Annotated in this window: 17 protein-coding genes and 1 other RNA gene; 6 read left to right on the forward strand and 12 right to left on the reverse strand. The window is 51.0% G+C overall.

Annotation, left to right across the window (positions count from 1 at the left end; all coding sequences use genetic code 11):
• Positions 1–268: 268 nt before the first annotated feature.
• From ssrA to BWI95_RS04605, 3 genes are all read left to right on the forward strand, one after another.
• Positions 269–631, forward strand: a transfer-messenger RNA (tmRNA) gene (gene ssrA / locus BWI95_RS04595).
• 315 nt (positions 632–946) lie between these two features.
• Positions 947–3,205, forward strand: coding sequence for a type VI secretion system Vgr family protein (locus BWI95_RS04600; RefSeq protein WP_076769077.1), 2,259 nt, complete (start codon positions 947–949; stop codon positions 3,203–3,205).
• 8 nt (positions 3,206–3,213) lie between these two features.
• The gene (locus BWI95_RS04605) at positions 3,214–3,576 is read left to right on the forward strand and encodes a hypothetical protein (RefSeq protein WP_076769078.1); all 363 of its coding nucleotides are present in this window, start codon (positions 3,214–3,216) and stop codon (positions 3,574–3,576) included.
• 108 nt (positions 3,577–3,684) lie between these two features.
• Here BWI95_RS04605 and BWI95_RS04610 read toward each other — a convergent pair whose 3' ends face one another.
• Entirely contained in the window at positions 3,685–3,972 is a 288-nt protein-coding gene (locus BWI95_RS04610) for a SymE family type I addiction module toxin (protein WP_208864605.1), read from the reverse strand.
• Positions 3,973–4,593: 621 nt separating this feature from the next.
• On the opposite strand from BWI95_RS04610, the gene BWI95_RS04615 reads away from it, so the two are divergent.
• The gene (locus BWI95_RS04615; RefSeq protein WP_076769079.1) at positions 4,594–6,030 is read left to right on the forward strand and encodes a hypothetical protein; all 1,437 of its coding nucleotides are present in this window, start codon (positions 4,594–4,596) and stop codon (positions 6,028–6,030) included.
• Between the two features lie 208 nt (positions 6,031–6,238).
• Here BWI95_RS04615 and BWI95_RS04620 read toward each other — a convergent pair whose 3' ends face one another.
• Both BWI95_RS04620 and BWI95_RS04625 read right to left on the reverse strand, forming a co-directional pair.
• Positions 6,239–6,421: a hypothetical protein gene (locus BWI95_RS04620; RefSeq protein ID WP_042712430.1), complete on the reverse strand. Its 183-nt coding sequence runs from the start codon at positions 6,419–6,421 to the stop codon at positions 6,239–6,241.
• Between the two features lie 18 nt (positions 6,422–6,439).
• Complete coding sequence (locus tag BWI95_RS04625; protein ID WP_076769080.1) at positions 6,440–7,597, reverse strand: dienelactone hydrolase family protein; 1,158 nt, start codon at positions 7,595–7,597, stop codon at positions 6,440–6,442.
• A 588-nt stretch (positions 7,598–8,185) separates the two neighbouring features.
• On the opposite strand from BWI95_RS04625, the gene flhD reads away from it, so the two are divergent.
• Positions 8,186–8,533 (forward strand): flagellar transcriptional regulator FlhD, encoded by a 348-nt coding sequence (gene flhD, locus BWI95_RS04630; RefSeq protein WP_042712433.1) that lies wholly within the window; start codon positions 8,186–8,188, stop codon positions 8,531–8,533.
• Positions 8,534–8,544: 11 nt separating this feature from the next.
• The gene (gene flhC, locus BWI95_RS04635; protein ID WP_042712517.1) at positions 8,545–9,105 is read left to right on the forward strand and encodes a flagellar transcriptional regulator FlhC; all 561 of its coding nucleotides are present in this window, start codon (positions 8,545–8,547) and stop codon (positions 9,103–9,105) included.
• An 88-nt stretch (positions 9,106–9,193) separates the two neighbouring features.
• On the opposite strand, the gene BWI95_RS04640 is transcribed toward flhC, so the two are convergent.
• The 9 genes from BWI95_RS04640 to BWI95_RS23600 all read right to left on the reverse strand — a co-directional run bounded on the left by BWI95_RS04640 (position 9,194) and on the right by BWI95_RS23600 (position 15,396).
• A complete protein-coding gene (locus BWI95_RS04640) occupies positions 9,194–9,793 on the reverse strand; it encodes a helix-turn-helix transcriptional regulator (RefSeq protein WP_042712434.1) in 600 nt (199 codons plus the stop codon).
• A 78-nt stretch (positions 9,794–9,871) separates the two neighbouring features.
• Positions 9,872–10,651, reverse strand: coding sequence for a flagellar biosynthetic protein FliR (gene fliR, locus BWI95_RS04645; protein WP_054804456.1), 780 nt, complete (start codon positions 10,649–10,651; stop codon positions 9,872–9,874).
• A gap of 2 nt (positions 10,652–10,653) precedes the next feature.
• Entirely contained in the window at positions 10,654–10,923 is a 270-nt protein-coding gene (fliQ, locus tag BWI95_RS04650) for a flagellar biosynthesis protein FliQ (RefSeq protein WP_042712437.1), read from the reverse strand.
• 14 nt (positions 10,924–10,937) lie between these two features.
• Positions 10,938–11,696 (reverse strand): flagellar type III secretion system pore protein FliP, encoded by a 759-nt coding sequence (fliP, locus tag BWI95_RS04655; RefSeq protein ID WP_083699326.1) that lies wholly within the window; start codon positions 11,694–11,696, stop codon positions 10,938–10,940.
• Between the two features lies 1 nt (position 11,697).
• Positions 11,698–12,099, reverse strand: a complete 402-nt coding sequence (fliO, locus tag BWI95_RS04660; protein WP_042712439.1) for a flagellar biosynthetic protein FliO — start codon at positions 12,097–12,099, stop codon at positions 11,698–11,700.
• Positions 12,099–12,500 (reverse strand): flagellar motor switch protein FliN, encoded by a 402-nt coding sequence (gene fliN / locus BWI95_RS04665; protein WP_042712440.1) that lies wholly within the window; start codon positions 12,498–12,500, stop codon positions 12,099–12,101. The genes fliO and fliN overlap by 1 nt, the downstream gene beginning before the upstream one ends.
• Positions 12,501–12,507: 7 nt before the next feature.
• On the reverse strand, positions 12,508–13,509 hold the full coding sequence (gene fliM, locus BWI95_RS04670; RefSeq protein ID WP_054804457.1) for a flagellar motor switch protein FliM: 1,002 nt from the start codon (positions 13,507–13,509) through the stop codon (positions 12,508–12,510).
• A 5-nt stretch (positions 13,510–13,514) separates the two neighbouring features.
• Complete coding sequence (locus BWI95_RS04675) at positions 13,515–13,910, reverse strand: flagellar basal body-associated FliL family protein (protein ID WP_232374413.1); 396 nt, start codon at positions 13,908–13,910, stop codon at positions 13,515–13,517.
• Between the two features lie 262 nt (positions 13,911–14,172).
• Complete coding sequence (locus BWI95_RS23600; RefSeq protein ID WP_076769081.1) at positions 14,173–15,396, reverse strand: flagellar hook-length control protein FliK; 1,224 nt, start codon at positions 15,394–15,396, stop codon at positions 14,173–14,175.
• Position 15,397 lies beyond the last annotated feature (1 nt).

A 15,397-nucleotide genomic window follows, 5' to 3' on the forward strand; every position in this document is an offset into this window, starting at 1 on the left:
TTTCGCGCATAAATTGATTAATAGAAGTTGAATTAATGACGCGAGAAATGTAAAGAAATTTACAATGTATAATATATTAGAGAACGCTAATTAATATTACCCTTAGTCTCTCTTCATATTTATTTACGCCTGAAATAATTGCTTTTCTATATAACTATCCTGCTTAAGCAGTTGGTTAGAAAACAGGCAGATGGTTGAAAGTAAAAACGTTGCGGATATGGACTGGCATGTCACGGTGAAAGTTTGCTATACTCCTTTTCACACTTTTGGGGCTGATTCTGGATTCGACGGGATTCGCGAAACCCAAGGTGCATGCCGAGGGGCGGTTGGCCTCGTAAAAAGCCGCAAAAAAATAGTCGCAAACGACGAAAACTACGCTTTAGCAGCTTAATAACCTGCTTAGAGCCCTCTCTCCCTAGCCTCCGCTCTTAGGACGGGGATCAAGAGAGGTCAAACCCAAAAGAGATCGCGCGGATGCCCTGCCTGGGGTTGAAGTGCTAAAACTAATCAGGCTAGTCTGTCAGTGGCGTGTCCTTCCGCAGCTGGCCGGCGAATGTAAAGACGGACTAAGCATGTAGTACCGAGGATGTAGGAATTTCGGACGCGGGTTCAACTCCCGCCAGCTCCACCAAAATTCTCCATCGGTGATTACCAGAGTCATCCGATGAAGTCCTAAGAGCCCGCACGGCGCAAGCCCTGCGGGCTTTTTTGTTTCCCATAGACATTTCCCCCTAACGGTCAAATATTGTTTATTAATGCTTGCGTTACATGCAGCATGCTCAACAGGGAACCAAAGCGCCCTAACCCAGGATTAATCCTATTCTGTAAAGCCTTGGTAAAATTTTTACAAAGTGTGTAGTAAAGCAGCTTCCTGTTGCAGTTTAATAAGCGCCATTATGCCTATCAGGAGATACCAGGAAGGGCCCTCCCATCCAGTAGTTCTTTCATGCCAAACCGTATAACAATTCAAACGCCCATAGATGGGCTTCTTTTCTGGAAAATGTCAGGCCATGAGGCCATTTCGCAACCATTCTCACTCAATGTCGTGCTGCTTGGTACAGATGCACGGATCGATCGCAGCGCGTTACTAGGGCAGCCACTCACTGTAACAATCCCAACGCAAAACGCCTTAAGCCCAAGATACTTTAATGGAAAAGTTACCGGCGTTGCGGTAAGCGCGGTTGAATTATCTGGAAGCCGTTATGCAGCCTATACGCTCACCGTTGAGTCTGATCTATGGCCGATGCAACGCGATCGTAATATGCGTATTTTCCAGGAACAAACGGTACCGCAAATTGTTAAAACCCTGCTTGCTGAATATCAGGTCAATGTTGAAGATGCATTGATTGAAAACCATCGGGTCTGGGATTACAGCGTCCAGTATCAGGAAAGTAGCTTTGACTTCATCAGTCGCTTAATGGAACTGGAGGGGATTGCATACTACTTCCGGCATGATAAGGACAAGCATACCCTTGTGCTGGTTGATTCCGCCGAACAATATCAGCCTGCGAAAGGTTACGAAATAATCCCTTACCAACATACTCCGTCCGGTGGTAGCACGACGACCGAAGGCATCGCTCAGTGGGCTATCGCAGACTTCGTGACGCCGGGCCTTTACAGCCTGGACGACTATGACTTCCGTAAACCAAATGCATGGCTGCATCAGGCTCGCCAGAATCCCTCCTCTCCGCAACCCGGAAAAATAGATGTTTATGACTGGCCGGGGAGATTTGTTGAGCATGGACACGGCGAAACGTATGCGCGGATCCGCCAGCAGAGATGGCAAGTAGAACATCATCGTATTAATGGAACTGCGACGGCGCTCGGCATTGCGCCAGGCACGACTTTTGTATTAAGCAATGCCCCCTTCTTTAGTGATAACGGTGAATATCTCACAACCGAAGCCCATTATCAGTTTGAGGAAAACCGCTATGCCAGTGGCGCGGACAATAATACGCATCACCAAATCGATTTCTCCGTCATTCCATCAACGGTGGTATTCCGACCTGCTCAAGCCACATCCTGGCCGAGAACATATGGACCGCAAACAGCGAAAGTCGTTGGCCCGCAAGGTGAAAGTATTTGGACTGACAGGTATGGCCGGGTAAAAGTTAAATTCCATTGGGATCGTCAAGGTAAAGGTGATGATACCTGCTCTTGCTGGGTACGGGTTTCAAGTGCCTGGGCAGGGCAAGGGTTTGGTGGGGTACAAATTCCTCGTGTTAATGATGAGGTGGTCATCGATTTTATTAACGGAGACCCGGATCGTCCCATCGTAACAGGCCGTGTTTACAATGAAGCCAGTATGCCGCCCTGGGAGTTGCCAGGCGATGCCACCCGTATGGGCTTTATGACACGTAGCAAAGATGGGAATAAAGACAATGCCAGTTATCTGTTCTTTGAAGATCGGATTGGGGGTGAGACGGTAGACCTGCATTCAGAACGAAATATGAATATTTCCGTTGAAAATGATAAGTCAGTAAATATCGATGGTCATCGTACAACTAAAATAGGCAAAACCCAAAATGACGAGGTCGTCGGAGATGCCTCTTTCTATTACCAGGCGAAACGGACGACGACTGTTGATAAGGAAGAAACGGCGACGTTTAATCAGGGCACAACAACAACCATCTCGAAGGGACGTAAACTGACAATCACCGATAGTGGTGATATTTCTGATATTAAAGGAAATGTTACAACAACAATTGATGGCTCGGTTGATACGAAAATAAAGAATGGTTGGCAATACCTCACCCTCGAAGATGGCAGTATGTGGGTCAAGATCTCCACGGGTGGGCGCGGTGTTGAAATTCAAAATGGTGATGAACTACTTGTTCACAGTGGTGGACAAAAAAATACGATTACCGGTGGTGTAAATACAACGATCACAGGAAACTGGGAACAGAAAATAACTAACGGTGACATTACTATTTCAACGCCAGGCACCATAACAATTAAAGGTGGCACCAAGGTTGATATACAATCCCCTGACTGGTATGAATTCAAAGCCATTGCTCTGGCATTGAAATTGAATGAGACCTCTTTTGGTTTAACTGAGATAGCCTCCAGGGGAGTCAAATATGAAACCAATCCGGTTCAATTCAAAACAAGAGGCGGTGGTGGTGCGCGTTTTGAAATGCTTGGCAATTCAATCGCTTTTAACACGCTGTCTTTAAAGACCGCTATGCTAAATATCATTACATGAGGTTTTCAATGTCCAAGTACTCTGGAATCATCGCAATGATAGGGCCTTGCGTTATACTCGGCTTTATTATTTTATTTATATTTAAAGGTTATTTCCTGCACAGGATAATCAAAAAAGATCCGGTCTATGCCAAGGCGAAAATTGTCACTTACTTCCCGAAAACGCCAAATGAAAAAGGTCGCCTTGATATCGTCATGACTTACAACTTCGTCGCGGACAATAAAACCTATACCAAAGAGCAGCAGATATTAAATATCAACACCCTCGACCTGAATGAATATCATGTGGGTAAAGAAGTGCCGATTGTCTATTACCGCAAAGATCCTAATTACAGCAAAATCGATGTGTATGATGAGAGCCTGCGCAATTAATCTCATACCAAAAATTAGCGTATAAATCAGAATCTACTGAGGGGCGCTTACCGCCCCTTTTGAATGGTTCGAATCACCAGGCTACCGTCAATTAAACCTTCAAAACCATTAAACAAAATAACCCCCAGCTCTAAACCCCCTCACCCCTTCCCTTACGTTATCAATCACCGCCCTGGCCTGTTCCAGCTGCACACGCAGTTCATGCACGGTGTCATTATCGGGAATAAGTACAATGCAGCCTTTCGATATCTGCACCGTGACATGCACGCCGGTTTCAAAGCCTGCTTCGCGCAGCCATTTGCCTTTCAGTTGCAGGGCGGGTGTGCTGGTGTCGCCGCGGTTCGGGCGGTAGCCGACAATACAGTGACGCTGGGTTTTCGTAAGGGTTTTCGTCATAAGACATTCTCCAATGGCAGTCATAATCTCCGCCACCAGAGAGGTCAAACTCATGGGAGGCGGGCTGAACGGGGTTGACCTTACCGGCCCATCGGATACCGGCGCGTCTCGCGACGCCCCCGCCCGGCCCACCATTGAGATGTAACCGAACGCACAACAGAACAGCTCTGTTGCCGATGAGGGTTTTCAGGAGGTCAATCCCGACGCCTGCTGTGGCAGGCGCTGCCAAACAATAAAAAGAAAACCCTACAATCAGCAAGGAAAAAACCGCTCTATAGTAACGCGTCGTTTCGAAACTGGAACCCTTCCCGCAAAACTTCAGAGCAATGGCTGCACACTTACTCTTTACGCTACATCAAAATGCACTCAGGAGAGACTCACCGTTGATAAGAACAGAAACCGCCTGAAGACCTCTTAGCCCCAAAACTAACCAGGCTCATTTTCCGCATGGCCTAAATCGCCTTCAGCAAATTCATCGTAAAGAAGTGTTCATTTTGTGATCTGCATCCAGGTTTCCTTGCATTGCTTACCTGTCGGAGTGCCTTCTCTGTACTCCTGTTCCAATAAAAACAGGTATGCTTATCACAATTACGTTATTTTGACCGTCTATCAGGTGACACAATGAGCAACGCTGTTATTTTCCTAAAAGAAGTTCATGTCCTGGCACAAAAACTCAGCTGGATTAATAGTGATGCTGTCGTTGATGAATTAAAAGAGTTAATTATCAAAAATAGTAGCCTGCTAAATGATGATGAGATAACAGCGTCGTTTATTAACACGCTTATTTATTGTGCGGAAAAAAACGTTACCCCTGAAGACGTTGATAATCTGATATCGAGCTTAGACAACTTCTTTGTCAATTTCCTCTTAATGCAATCCTGTCATGTATATTTTGTAGGAAAAAGCTGGGACACCTATCGGCTTAATGTACTGTTCCTTCCACCCAATATGGGAAAAATTACGCTTTTTGAAATTGATGCAGATACTGATCCGGCAAGCATAAAAATAAACCCGGAGGACGACTCACTCATTCCAGTGGTTATCACGGATCATATAGGCTTCAACTTTATTAAAAATAACAATATCAAGCTCCCCGAGGCGCTTACCACGTTACTGCTGCCCGAAAAGAAAAGCACGCATCTGGATATGGATGTTGGATTTATCCCTCTTCTCAACGCGCGTTATCAGAAACTTAACGGCGAGGCTGAAGTAAAGAGCGTAATAATAGGATCATCCTACGCATACCAGGGGTTCCCGGATGCTTTATTAGATAAAGCAGTCAATCTTTCCATGTTCTCTGGGGATTTTACGTGGACATACAGCCTGATAAAACACATAACCGACACCACCAGCATTAGAAACTTCATCCTCTGCGTGGGGCTGTATGACGCTTTTTATGAGCTATCGATGGGGGCGTCGCCGATGTTCCCTGTGGCGCGCTATTTCTGCAAAAGCCAGGATATCGAATACAATTACAGAAACAAAAACGAAGCGTTAAATCAGACACCCGTCACGCAGCACATATTAGGCCCTCTGGATCTGCTTGTTCAGCAAACCTATAAAAACCATATTTATCCGCAATTCTCCAATGATGAAGAGTTAGCCACGCTGGACAGATTGCTGCAGGATGAGTCGGCAGTAAAAAAATCCCTGGATTTCATCAATGGCAGAAGTTCCCGCACGGATTTCACATACTCCTCCTCAGAAATTCTCAATCGGGTATCGGAGCTATCAAGAAATTATCAACGAAAGCACAGCTTTGAGAACAATAAGCGTGTCATGTCATCGCTGGCTACGTTAATAAAAGAAAAAAATGCAACGCTTAATATTATCGTAATGCCGTTCACTGAATTCTATATCGAAAATTACGAAAAAAACCTGAAAGATGAAACGCTGGCATATTTGAAAAGCGTTACCGATGACAACAATATCTTTATAACGGATCTTAATAAGCTTAAGACATTCGCGCCTGAAGATTTTTACGATGCCGACCATTTAAACTTCAACGGTGCAAAAAAAGTCTGTGAGATGGTCAAAGCGTTAGGGTTCGACATTTAGCTGGCCCTGCCAACCGCGTCACACTTGAAGCCGTGTCGCGCACCGCCATTTGCCTTTCAGTTGCCATCATCTGAGAAGCTTACCCGGCACGCGAGGGTCAGCCTTACCGGCGCGTCTAACGACGCCCGGCAAGGAAAACCGCTTTACGGCTGCGAATACGTTCGAAACTGGAACCCTTCTCGCAAAACTTCAGGGAACCTGCCCGGCGTTACACTTCGTTCTCTTCGCTCCCCAGCAGCCGCTTAATGTGCTCCAGCTTCGCCGTCATCCTGCGGATCTCCAACAGATGCAGCGCCTCATAGGCCTCAATCCCCACCAGCTGGCTCTCCCCCAGCTTATCGAGGTCCGCTTTCAGTAACGTGATTTCGTCATCGGTCATCGGTGGTCTCATCGTTCCTCCTGATTTTCACTAACGTTGCACGGTCTGTTCAGGTACAACCTCATTATTAATAGTGTAGAGGTGGCATCCCGCCTTGCCAGCTTCCTGCTGCTTTGCGCAGTAGCCGAGCGAGCTTTCCGCCGCCTCGTCGCGCGTTCTCGCCCAGTAAGCAACACCCCAGTCTCCCTGCGCATCGATGGCGAACGCCTTTTCATAACGTTGTGATGCAGCATATTCCTGAAACGCCTTACGTCCTGCGTCATTCAGTACCGACGGCACAGGAAGTTGCGTCTGCGGCAGTTCGGCAATAGGTTGATAGGGCAGCGCCTGCTGCTGTAAGAAGTTTGCAACCTGCTTCCACCAGAACGCCTCAGGGGCGGAGTCCATAAAGGTATGGCCATTCTCCCCAAATGCTGGCATCGCGACGAACGTCGCGGGCGCACCGCTTTGCTGATAAGCGCTGAACATCGCTTTCGCCGCCGCCGGGGGAAAGGCGCGGTCGTTGGCGGCGTAGAGCCACAGCGACGGAATCGTGGTTCTCTTACCGTAATCAGTAAGCGCCTTCAGCAAACCGGGCTGGTCGCAGAAGGATTTGCCATCCAGCGCTCCGCGCCCGCCGTCGAAGTTAATCACCGCCTGCACGCCGGGCGGGTTGGCCGCGCCGGTCGCCAGCATGGCGAAACCGCCGGAGGACATCCCCACCAGCACCGCCTGCTTCGGCGACGCCCACGGCTGCTGACGGATCGCCTTCAGCGCCGCCAGCAAAGTGTCGCGATCGCGCTCACCTGCCAGTTGATGATGCGGCTGCGCGCACGATCCGCCCGCATACTCCGCCGCCCCGCTCGACTGCCCATACCCCTGGCGCAGCAGCACCACCGCCGCATAGCCGTGGCGGGCAAACGCTATCGCCGTCGAAGCATAACGGTTGGGGTTCATCACAAAGCGGTCAAAGTCGGCAGTGTCCGCCGTGCCGTTGGTAATAAGTGCAACTGGCGCAGGGTCGTTGTTCGCCGGGCGGGTAACAAACGCCTCCAGCAGCGCAGGCTTGTCGTTTGCAAGCGTCACCGGCAGCATCAGCGGCGTGCGGCTCAGGCCCGCAATCTGTTGGTTTTCCGGCGCAGGGGTGGTATCCGCTAAGGCGGGCAAAGCGCCTGACAACATCATGGCTAACGCTATCACTGCACGCATCGCTGAAGCTCCTGGTTAACAAAGGTGAAATTACCATTAACGCCGGGTGCGGGAGTATCCTCGCTTTACCGGGAAAAACGTTGTTCGCCACGGTAAAAACCACAACAAAGGTGTTTATTTAATGCGTTACCACCATACTTTTTCACTCTTCGTGAATGACGGTGCCGTTACATAATATATTTTCTGTAGTTCAGATAATTCAATAAGATAACAACTTTCTGGAAAATAGAATCTTTTTCATTTCAACGGCTTCGATTATGTAATTAAAGTAAACGCACAGGCAATGTTAAGGCAACATATTGAAAATAAAGGCATCAATCAGAAACAATAAAAGCGGAACTGCAATGATCCGCTTTTTTCCGCATTTAGGCGATTGTTTGAATTAAGTCAAATGTGTAATCTTATTTCCGTCTTAGGGAACAACGTAAAGACAAACAGATGCAGGAATAAAAAACATCGCCTGCACAATAAGAGTGTCAAGTTTCATTTATTAGTTAGTTTATTCTTATCGAAATAAAGTGGTTGCTCGCATATTTATTGTTAAATAATAGTAATTCCGCATCCGGTGTGGTGTTACGGGAGCAACTTATGAACGAACACAATTTTGAAGAACAAATGCAGTCTATTCAGGATCTGAACCTCTCCTATTTATTACTGGCTCAGCGTTTGATCCGTGAAGATAAGATTGCCGCCGGTTTCCGCCTTGGCCTGAACGATGCCACGCTGGAGACGCTAAGCCACTTATCGCTGCCGCAACTGATTAAACTCGCCTCTACCGGGCAGCTGATCAGCCGCCTGCGTATCGATGATGATGTAGTGATTAACTGCCTGACTAAAGAGTCCCGTATCGATGCACTGCAACGTCTGCACACCGGGATTATTCTGTCGAGCAACCTGCTCAACACGGTTGATAATAACGGCGACGAGGCAGCGTAATGAGCGAGATAATGCTGCACGAAAAAAGCATCATGTCTGAAATTAAAGACGCGCAAATCGCGATGGAGTTAATTAATTTCGGTGCGAGGATGCAGGTTCTGGAGAGTGAAACTAATTTAAGCCGCCGTCGTCTGTTAAAACTCTATAAAGAGTTGAAAGGCGATTCGCCGCCGAAAGGTATGCTGCCGTTCTCCGCTGACTGGTATATGTCGTGGGAGCAGAATATTCACTCGTCAATTTTCTACAATATTTACCGCTATTTGCAGAGAGCGGAAAAGGGTCGCTCTGTAGAGCTGATGATTAAAGCCTACCGTATCTATCTGGAACACGGTCTGGCGCAGGCGGACGAGGAGCCGGTACTGGGGCTGACCCGCGCATGGACGCTACTGCGTTTTATGGAGGGCGGCATGCTGAAGCAGACCCAGTGCGACTGCTGCGGCGGCAATTTTGTCAGCACGCCAGAGCATATGTTTAACGGTTTTACCTGTAGTCTTTGTGTACCGCCTTCACGGGCGATGAAAAGAAGCCCGCAGCTCGATTTCGCTGCCGGCACCATGACAACCCTGCAATAACAGGCGTTACAGCGGGTTATCAATGAAAGCCCCGACGGGTCAGCTATAGTGCGGCCCGCCGGGCTTTCCTGTTTCTGAACCGACGAGATTACGCCAGGCGGCCGGTAAAGACGCCGCGGTAGTAGCTCGGGCCGATATTAAGACGCGTGAGAATATCGCGCCGGTGAACGTAGGCGGTTTTCAGGCTGATGCCGAGCGTAGAGGAGACCTCCTGCGCGCTGGAGCCGGACGCCAGCAGGCATAACACTTCGCGCTGGCGGTGAGTCAGCAGCGGCAGCACCGAAAGTTCCTGCGGTTTCGCGCGCTTTTTCGACATTAGGCCGGTAATCGACTCAAATACCGTGCGGATCGGCGCGTTGAGGCTGAGCCGCAGCATATCCGGCAGCAGCGCGGGCAGCACGGGATCGAAATCCTCGCACAGCAGCAGGCAGGGCAACCCCTCTTTCAGCTCACGCAAATAGTGGGTGGTCTGCATCAACGACATCAGATTAGTGGCCTGAGTGGCCACCGCCACCAGAATACGCAGCTTACTCCCCGTCGCCCGGCTCGCCTCCTCAAGGCTGCTGATATAGCTGACGCGTAAATTGGGGCGATAGAGCTTTATCAGCGTGATCAGCCCCATCGCCGAAAAGTGATCTTCGCTGTAAATCAAAACATTAGCGTTACTGACGGAGGATTTCAGGCTCATAACCCCTTCCCTGGCAAACGTCACCTCCGGTGACGAAAAGTGAATAACAGCACGGTAAATAGCAGCATCCCTTCATGGCTATCTGAACCCCGTAAGGATCACGAACAGGCGGTCAAAAATGCCGCCCATCATATTTTCGAAGAAGGGAGCCAGCGTGAACATCACCAGCGACATGGCGACCATGCCGACGGTTAACGAAATCGGAAAACCAATGACGAAGATGGAGAGCTGCGGCGAGAGGCGGTTGAGCAGCCCCATGGTCAGGTTGAGGCACAGCAGCAGTGTGATAACCGGCAGGCCGAGCATCATGCCGTAACGGAAGATCATCTCCCCGGCGCTGACCATCGCCATAAAGCCGTTTGCACCCAGCGGTGCGGCGTTGATCGGAAACGCGGTGAAACTGCTGGCCAGCACTTCCAGCATATAGAGATGGCCGTCAAAGGTGAGAAACAGCAGCGTGACAAAGAGGTTTAACAGGCGCGCGACCACCGGCATACTCGGGCCGCCGGCAGGATCGTAAACCATGGCAAAGGAGAGCCCCATCTGCATACCGATAATCTCGCCCGCGTGGCGCACGGCGACAAAAATCAGCTGCACGGAAAGGCCAATGGCGATGCCGATAATCAGCTGCTGGCAGCAGGCCCAGAAGCCATCCAGCGAGGCGATGGCAATGTTGCTGGCGGGCAGTTGCGGCGCAATAAGAAAAGCGGTTAACAGCGCCAGCGCTACTTTAAAACGGGCGCTGAGCGGCTTCTCGCTGAAAATCGGCGCGGCGCCAAACAGCGCCAGCATGCGCAGGCAGGGCCAGAAGTACTGGTTTACGTTGTCATAGAGGTGAACCAGCGAGAGCGTAAACATAGTTAGCGAATAAGGTACGGCAAGCTGGTAAAGAGCCCGCGCATGTAGTCAACCAGCGTGGTTAACATCCACGGGCCGCAGGCGATAAGCACCACCACCAGCGTCAGGATCTTGGGAATAAACGACAGGGTCATTTCGTTGATCTGCGTTGAAGCCTGCAGAATGCTGACCAGCAGGCCAGCTGCCAGTGCGGCTAACAGCAGCGGGGTGGCAATCATCAGCCCCACTTTGGTGGCCTGGAACCCCAGCGACATTACACTTTCAGGTGTCATTTTTTACTCTCTTGCTAAAAGAAGCTCTGCGCGAGGGAACCAATAATCAGCTGCCAGCCATCGACCAGCACAAACAGCATCAGCTTAAAGGGCAGCGAAATCGTCGCCGGCGGCACCATCATCATCCCCAGCGCCATCAGAATGCTGGCGACCACCAGGTCAATGATGAGAAACGGGATAAACAGCGTGAAGCCAATCTGGAAGCCGGTTTTTAGCTCGCTGGTGACAAACGCAGGCACCAGGATGCTCATCGGCACCGCGTCGGCGTTAGCAAAGTCTCCAGCGTTGGCGATGCGGGAGAAGAGCGCCAGATCGCCTTCACGGGTCTGCTTCAGCATGAAGGCGCGCAGCGGCTGCGACCCCTTCTCTATGGCGACTTCCATAGAGATCTTGTCCTGCGACAGCGGCACCCAGGCGTCGTCATAGACCCGGTTCAGCACCGGCGACATCACGAAGAAGGTCAAAAAGAGCGCCAGCCCGAGCAGCACCTGGTTGGGCGGCGTGCTTGCCGTACCGAGCGCGCTGCGCAGCAGCCCCAGCACAATCACAATGCGGGTAAAGCCGGTCATCATCAGCAGGATGGCGGGCAAAAAGGTGAGCGATGTCAGCAGCACCAGGGTCTGCACCGGCAGCGACCAGCTTTCGCCGTTTGCGGAGTGCGAGAGCAGAATGTCATTGTTGGCCGCCAACGCCATCTGGGCCGGGAGCAGCCATCCGGCGAGCGCCAGGCCAAGGCCGCAGAGGGGCATCAGCAGGCGTGCGTTACGTTTCATCTTATTTGCTCTCACCTTTGCGCCGGGCAATGCAGTTCACTAACGCGCTCTGGAAAGTCGGCAGGAACGACGCTGCTTTAACGTCTTCAACGTCTGCCCGTTTCTCCATGGTCATCAGGTTAGTGATATTGTCCTGCGTCACGCCCAGCAGCAGCCATTTGTCGTCCACTTCGACCACCACCAGGCGCTCGCGCGCACCGATTGACTGGGTGTGTTTCACACAAAGAATGTTATGTCCCTTTACCATTCGCGTAGCGACGCCACTGCGGCGGGCGATCCAGGCGATAGCCGCCATTAACAGGATCACCAGCGCCAGTGCGCCGATAATATTGCCGGTGCCAACAGGCGCCATTGCTGGCGCTGCGGAGACGGGCTGAACAGCATTAAGCGACGGCGTATTCATTATCTGCTCAAACGATGCATGCGCTCAGACGGGGTAATAATGTCGGTAATACGGATGCCGAATTTATCGGAAACCACCACGACCTCGCCCTGCGCAATTAAATAACCATTGATCAAAATATCAAGCGGCTCGCCCGCGAGGCCATCCAGAGAAACAATGGAGCCTGGGCTTAATCGCAATAACTCTTTGATCGTCATTTTGGTGCGGCCTAATTCCACGGTCATTTTCACCGGGATATCGAGCACCAGATTTAAATCTTCAGATAAATTAACCATTACATCTTCCGCCTGGGAAAGCACCTCGGCACTGTTTTCACTGGAAAACTGTTCACTCATTGCGTCGCCCCAGATGTCGCCGAGCGAAGACTTATTTGAGCCTGAATCATGTTCCATATCGCTCATACGACAATTACTCCTTCTTGAAACCTAACAATGTTGAATTCTGTAACGCATCAACCTGGATGGCGTATTGATTATTTGCGCTGCCGTATTTACCGGTCATTACCGGTACATCATTAACAAACCCGCCAAGCTGCTCGGGCTTATCCAGCGGAATAATGTCATCCGGTTTCAGCTTCATAATTCTTGAGAGACGGGTGGAGATCTCAGCAAATTTCACCACCAACTCCAGTTCGGTATCACGCATTTGTGATGCTAACGAACTGCGCCACTGATTATTTTCATGCTGCGAATTTTCCAGCGGCGGATTGGTCAACAATTCGCGAATCGGCTCAATAATGCTAAACGGAATACAGATCTGTAACTCACCGCTGTGCGAGCCGATATCCACCTGAAAAGGCGTCGTCACCACAATATCGTTCGGTGATGAGGTGATATTGGTAAATTTCACCTGTAATTCAGAACGCACAAACTCGGTTTTAATTTTGAAAATTGAGGTCCAGGCATAGTCATAGGCCTCGCGCGCCATCGCTAACATGCGCTGAATAATGCGCTGTTCCGTTGGGGTAAATTCGCGTCCGTCCGCCTTGGTCGGGAAGCGACCGTCACCGCCAAACAGGTTATCCACCGCCGTAAAGACCAGATTCGGCGAGAAGACGAAGAGCGCCGTGCCGCGTAGCGGGTTCATGTTCATCAGGTTCAGGCTGGTCATCACCGGCAGATTACGCGCAAACTCATGGTACGGCTGAATCTTAATGTTTCCTGCGGTGACATCCGGGCTACGACGCAAAATATTAAATAAGCCGATGCGAAACTGGCGCGCAAAACGTTCGTTGATAATCTCTAACGAATATAAACGTTCACGGACAACACGACGCTGCGTATTCGGATCGTAAGGCTTAATATTATCTTCTGGCGATGCGGGGGTGGCCGGCGCACTATTTTGACTGCTGCTGGGACCGCCATTCAGAAGATTGTCGATCTCATCCTGGGATAAAATACTGTCCGACATTATGATTACCGTAAGATAAATGCATTAAACAGGACGTTTGTTACCATCGGTTTATGCTGGCCTGGGAGTGAGGCATTAACCGCATCTTTGGTTTTCGCCGCGAGTAAAGCTTTTGCCTGATCGCCGGTTAATTCAGCCGCAGTTTGTTGAGAAAAGAGCACCAGTAAATGGCTACGAATTTCCGGCAGATGTTTTTCCAGCGCGACTTTCGCTTCAGCACTCGCAACCTTGAAGGTCAGACCGATATAAAGAATACGATCGCTGTCATGGGCATCGGGTTTCAGGCTGACGGTAAAGGTGTCGAGATCCATATAAACCGGCGTCGCTTCCACTACCGGTGCTGCGGGCGGCTTGCCACTATTAATATGGGTGACCTGATTTTTTAATTTACTGATTTCCACATAGGCATACGCGCCAATTGCGCAGACACCCAGGATAACTAACAGGATGAGTAAAATTAATAGCGGACTTTTTTTCCCGCCTTGCGCTGCATGTTTTTTCTTCGGCATTTGATGGATAACTCTGTAGTAAAAATTAAATCAGCAATCACGCGACTGGCGAATGACCTGATGGAATGCCGTTATTTTAATACAGCACCCATCCAGGACAATTCATTGAAAAACTGAAATTAGTGACGGCACCTTGCCAGTTCACGCCTGGCAATTACGCAAAGGTGTTGATTCCGCGCGAATAATGCATAACGCGCGTGATGACCGGGCTCTCTTCCTCGGAGGAAACACTCAGATCGCCCTGCCCGCTCTCAGACTTTCCTTGTCCGGATGTATGACCAGAGTGGGCATCCCCTGCCGAAGAGGAGGTGTCTGCGCCCACGCTGCTCTGCCCGAGGGAAATACCGGACTCCTCAAGCATGGTGCGCAGGTTCGGCATTGCCGACTCCAGCGCCGCGCGAACGTGATGGCTCTCGGAGACAAAATGCACCTGCGCCTGATCGTTATTCACCCGCAGGCTCACCTGCAACGCGCCCAGCTCTTCCGGATGGAGGCGCAGCTCGGCGTGATGCACGCCGTTACGGCTAAAGACGGCAATCTGCTGACCTAAAGATTGCTGCCAGGCCGGGGTGCCGACTTCCGCCTGTAACGTAGCGGTTGCAACGGTTGAGGTGGCGATCGCGGTTGCGGGAGCGGTCGCCGTCACTGGTGCGGCCTGAGCGACGATATGCGGCGTGGCTACCGGCTCGGCACTTTTTAAGTTATGCAGCGCCTGCGTCAGGCTCTCGCTGACGGGGGCCGCCACAGGCGTAGTCGGCTGGGTGCTGCTATCAGCAGGGGTTAACGATTGCGCTTTACCCTCAACGGCACTCTCCGTTACTGGCATGGCGGGTTGTGCCTCGGGCCGTGTCGGCTGCGGCTTAACGCCAGCAGGCAGATCCTGGGTCGGCTTTTCATTATCCAGCACGGCGGTGAAATTGACCTGAGTCAGCGGATCGCCAGCCTGCGGCTCAACCGGCAGCGCCGCGGCAAGAAGCGGGCTTGCCGGTACGGCGGCAGCCAGCGTCGGATCGGCACTCACCTGCGGCAGTGCCGCCAGATCGGCCTGCGCCGTCTGCACGCCCTGCGCCAGCAGCGCGTCCGCCGTGGTGGCAGAGGCATCAAGCGGCATCGTCAGGGTAGTCGCCGCCTGGGTAAGCAGGTCGGCAGGTAAAGCCTGAGTCGCAGGCATGGCGTCAGCGAGCTGCGCTTTTTTATCAGCAGGTTTTTTCACCTTATCCTGCGGCGCACCGTGCTGCCGGGTTTCCTGAGCCTCTCCTGATGAGAGCTGCTTTTTCAGTTCGCCAGCGAAGTGCCCCTCTTCCTGCGCGGAGGACGCGGAAGCGGTCTGACGTCCCGCGTCAACGGGCGAGGCCGGGAGTGAATGTCGGATAATCATC

The sequence above is a fragment of the Kosakonia cowanii JCM 10956 = DSM 18146 genome, from assembly GCF_001975225.1.
Lineage (GTDB): Bacteria > Pseudomonadota > Gammaproteobacteria > Enterobacterales > Enterobacteriaceae > Kosakonia > Kosakonia cowanii.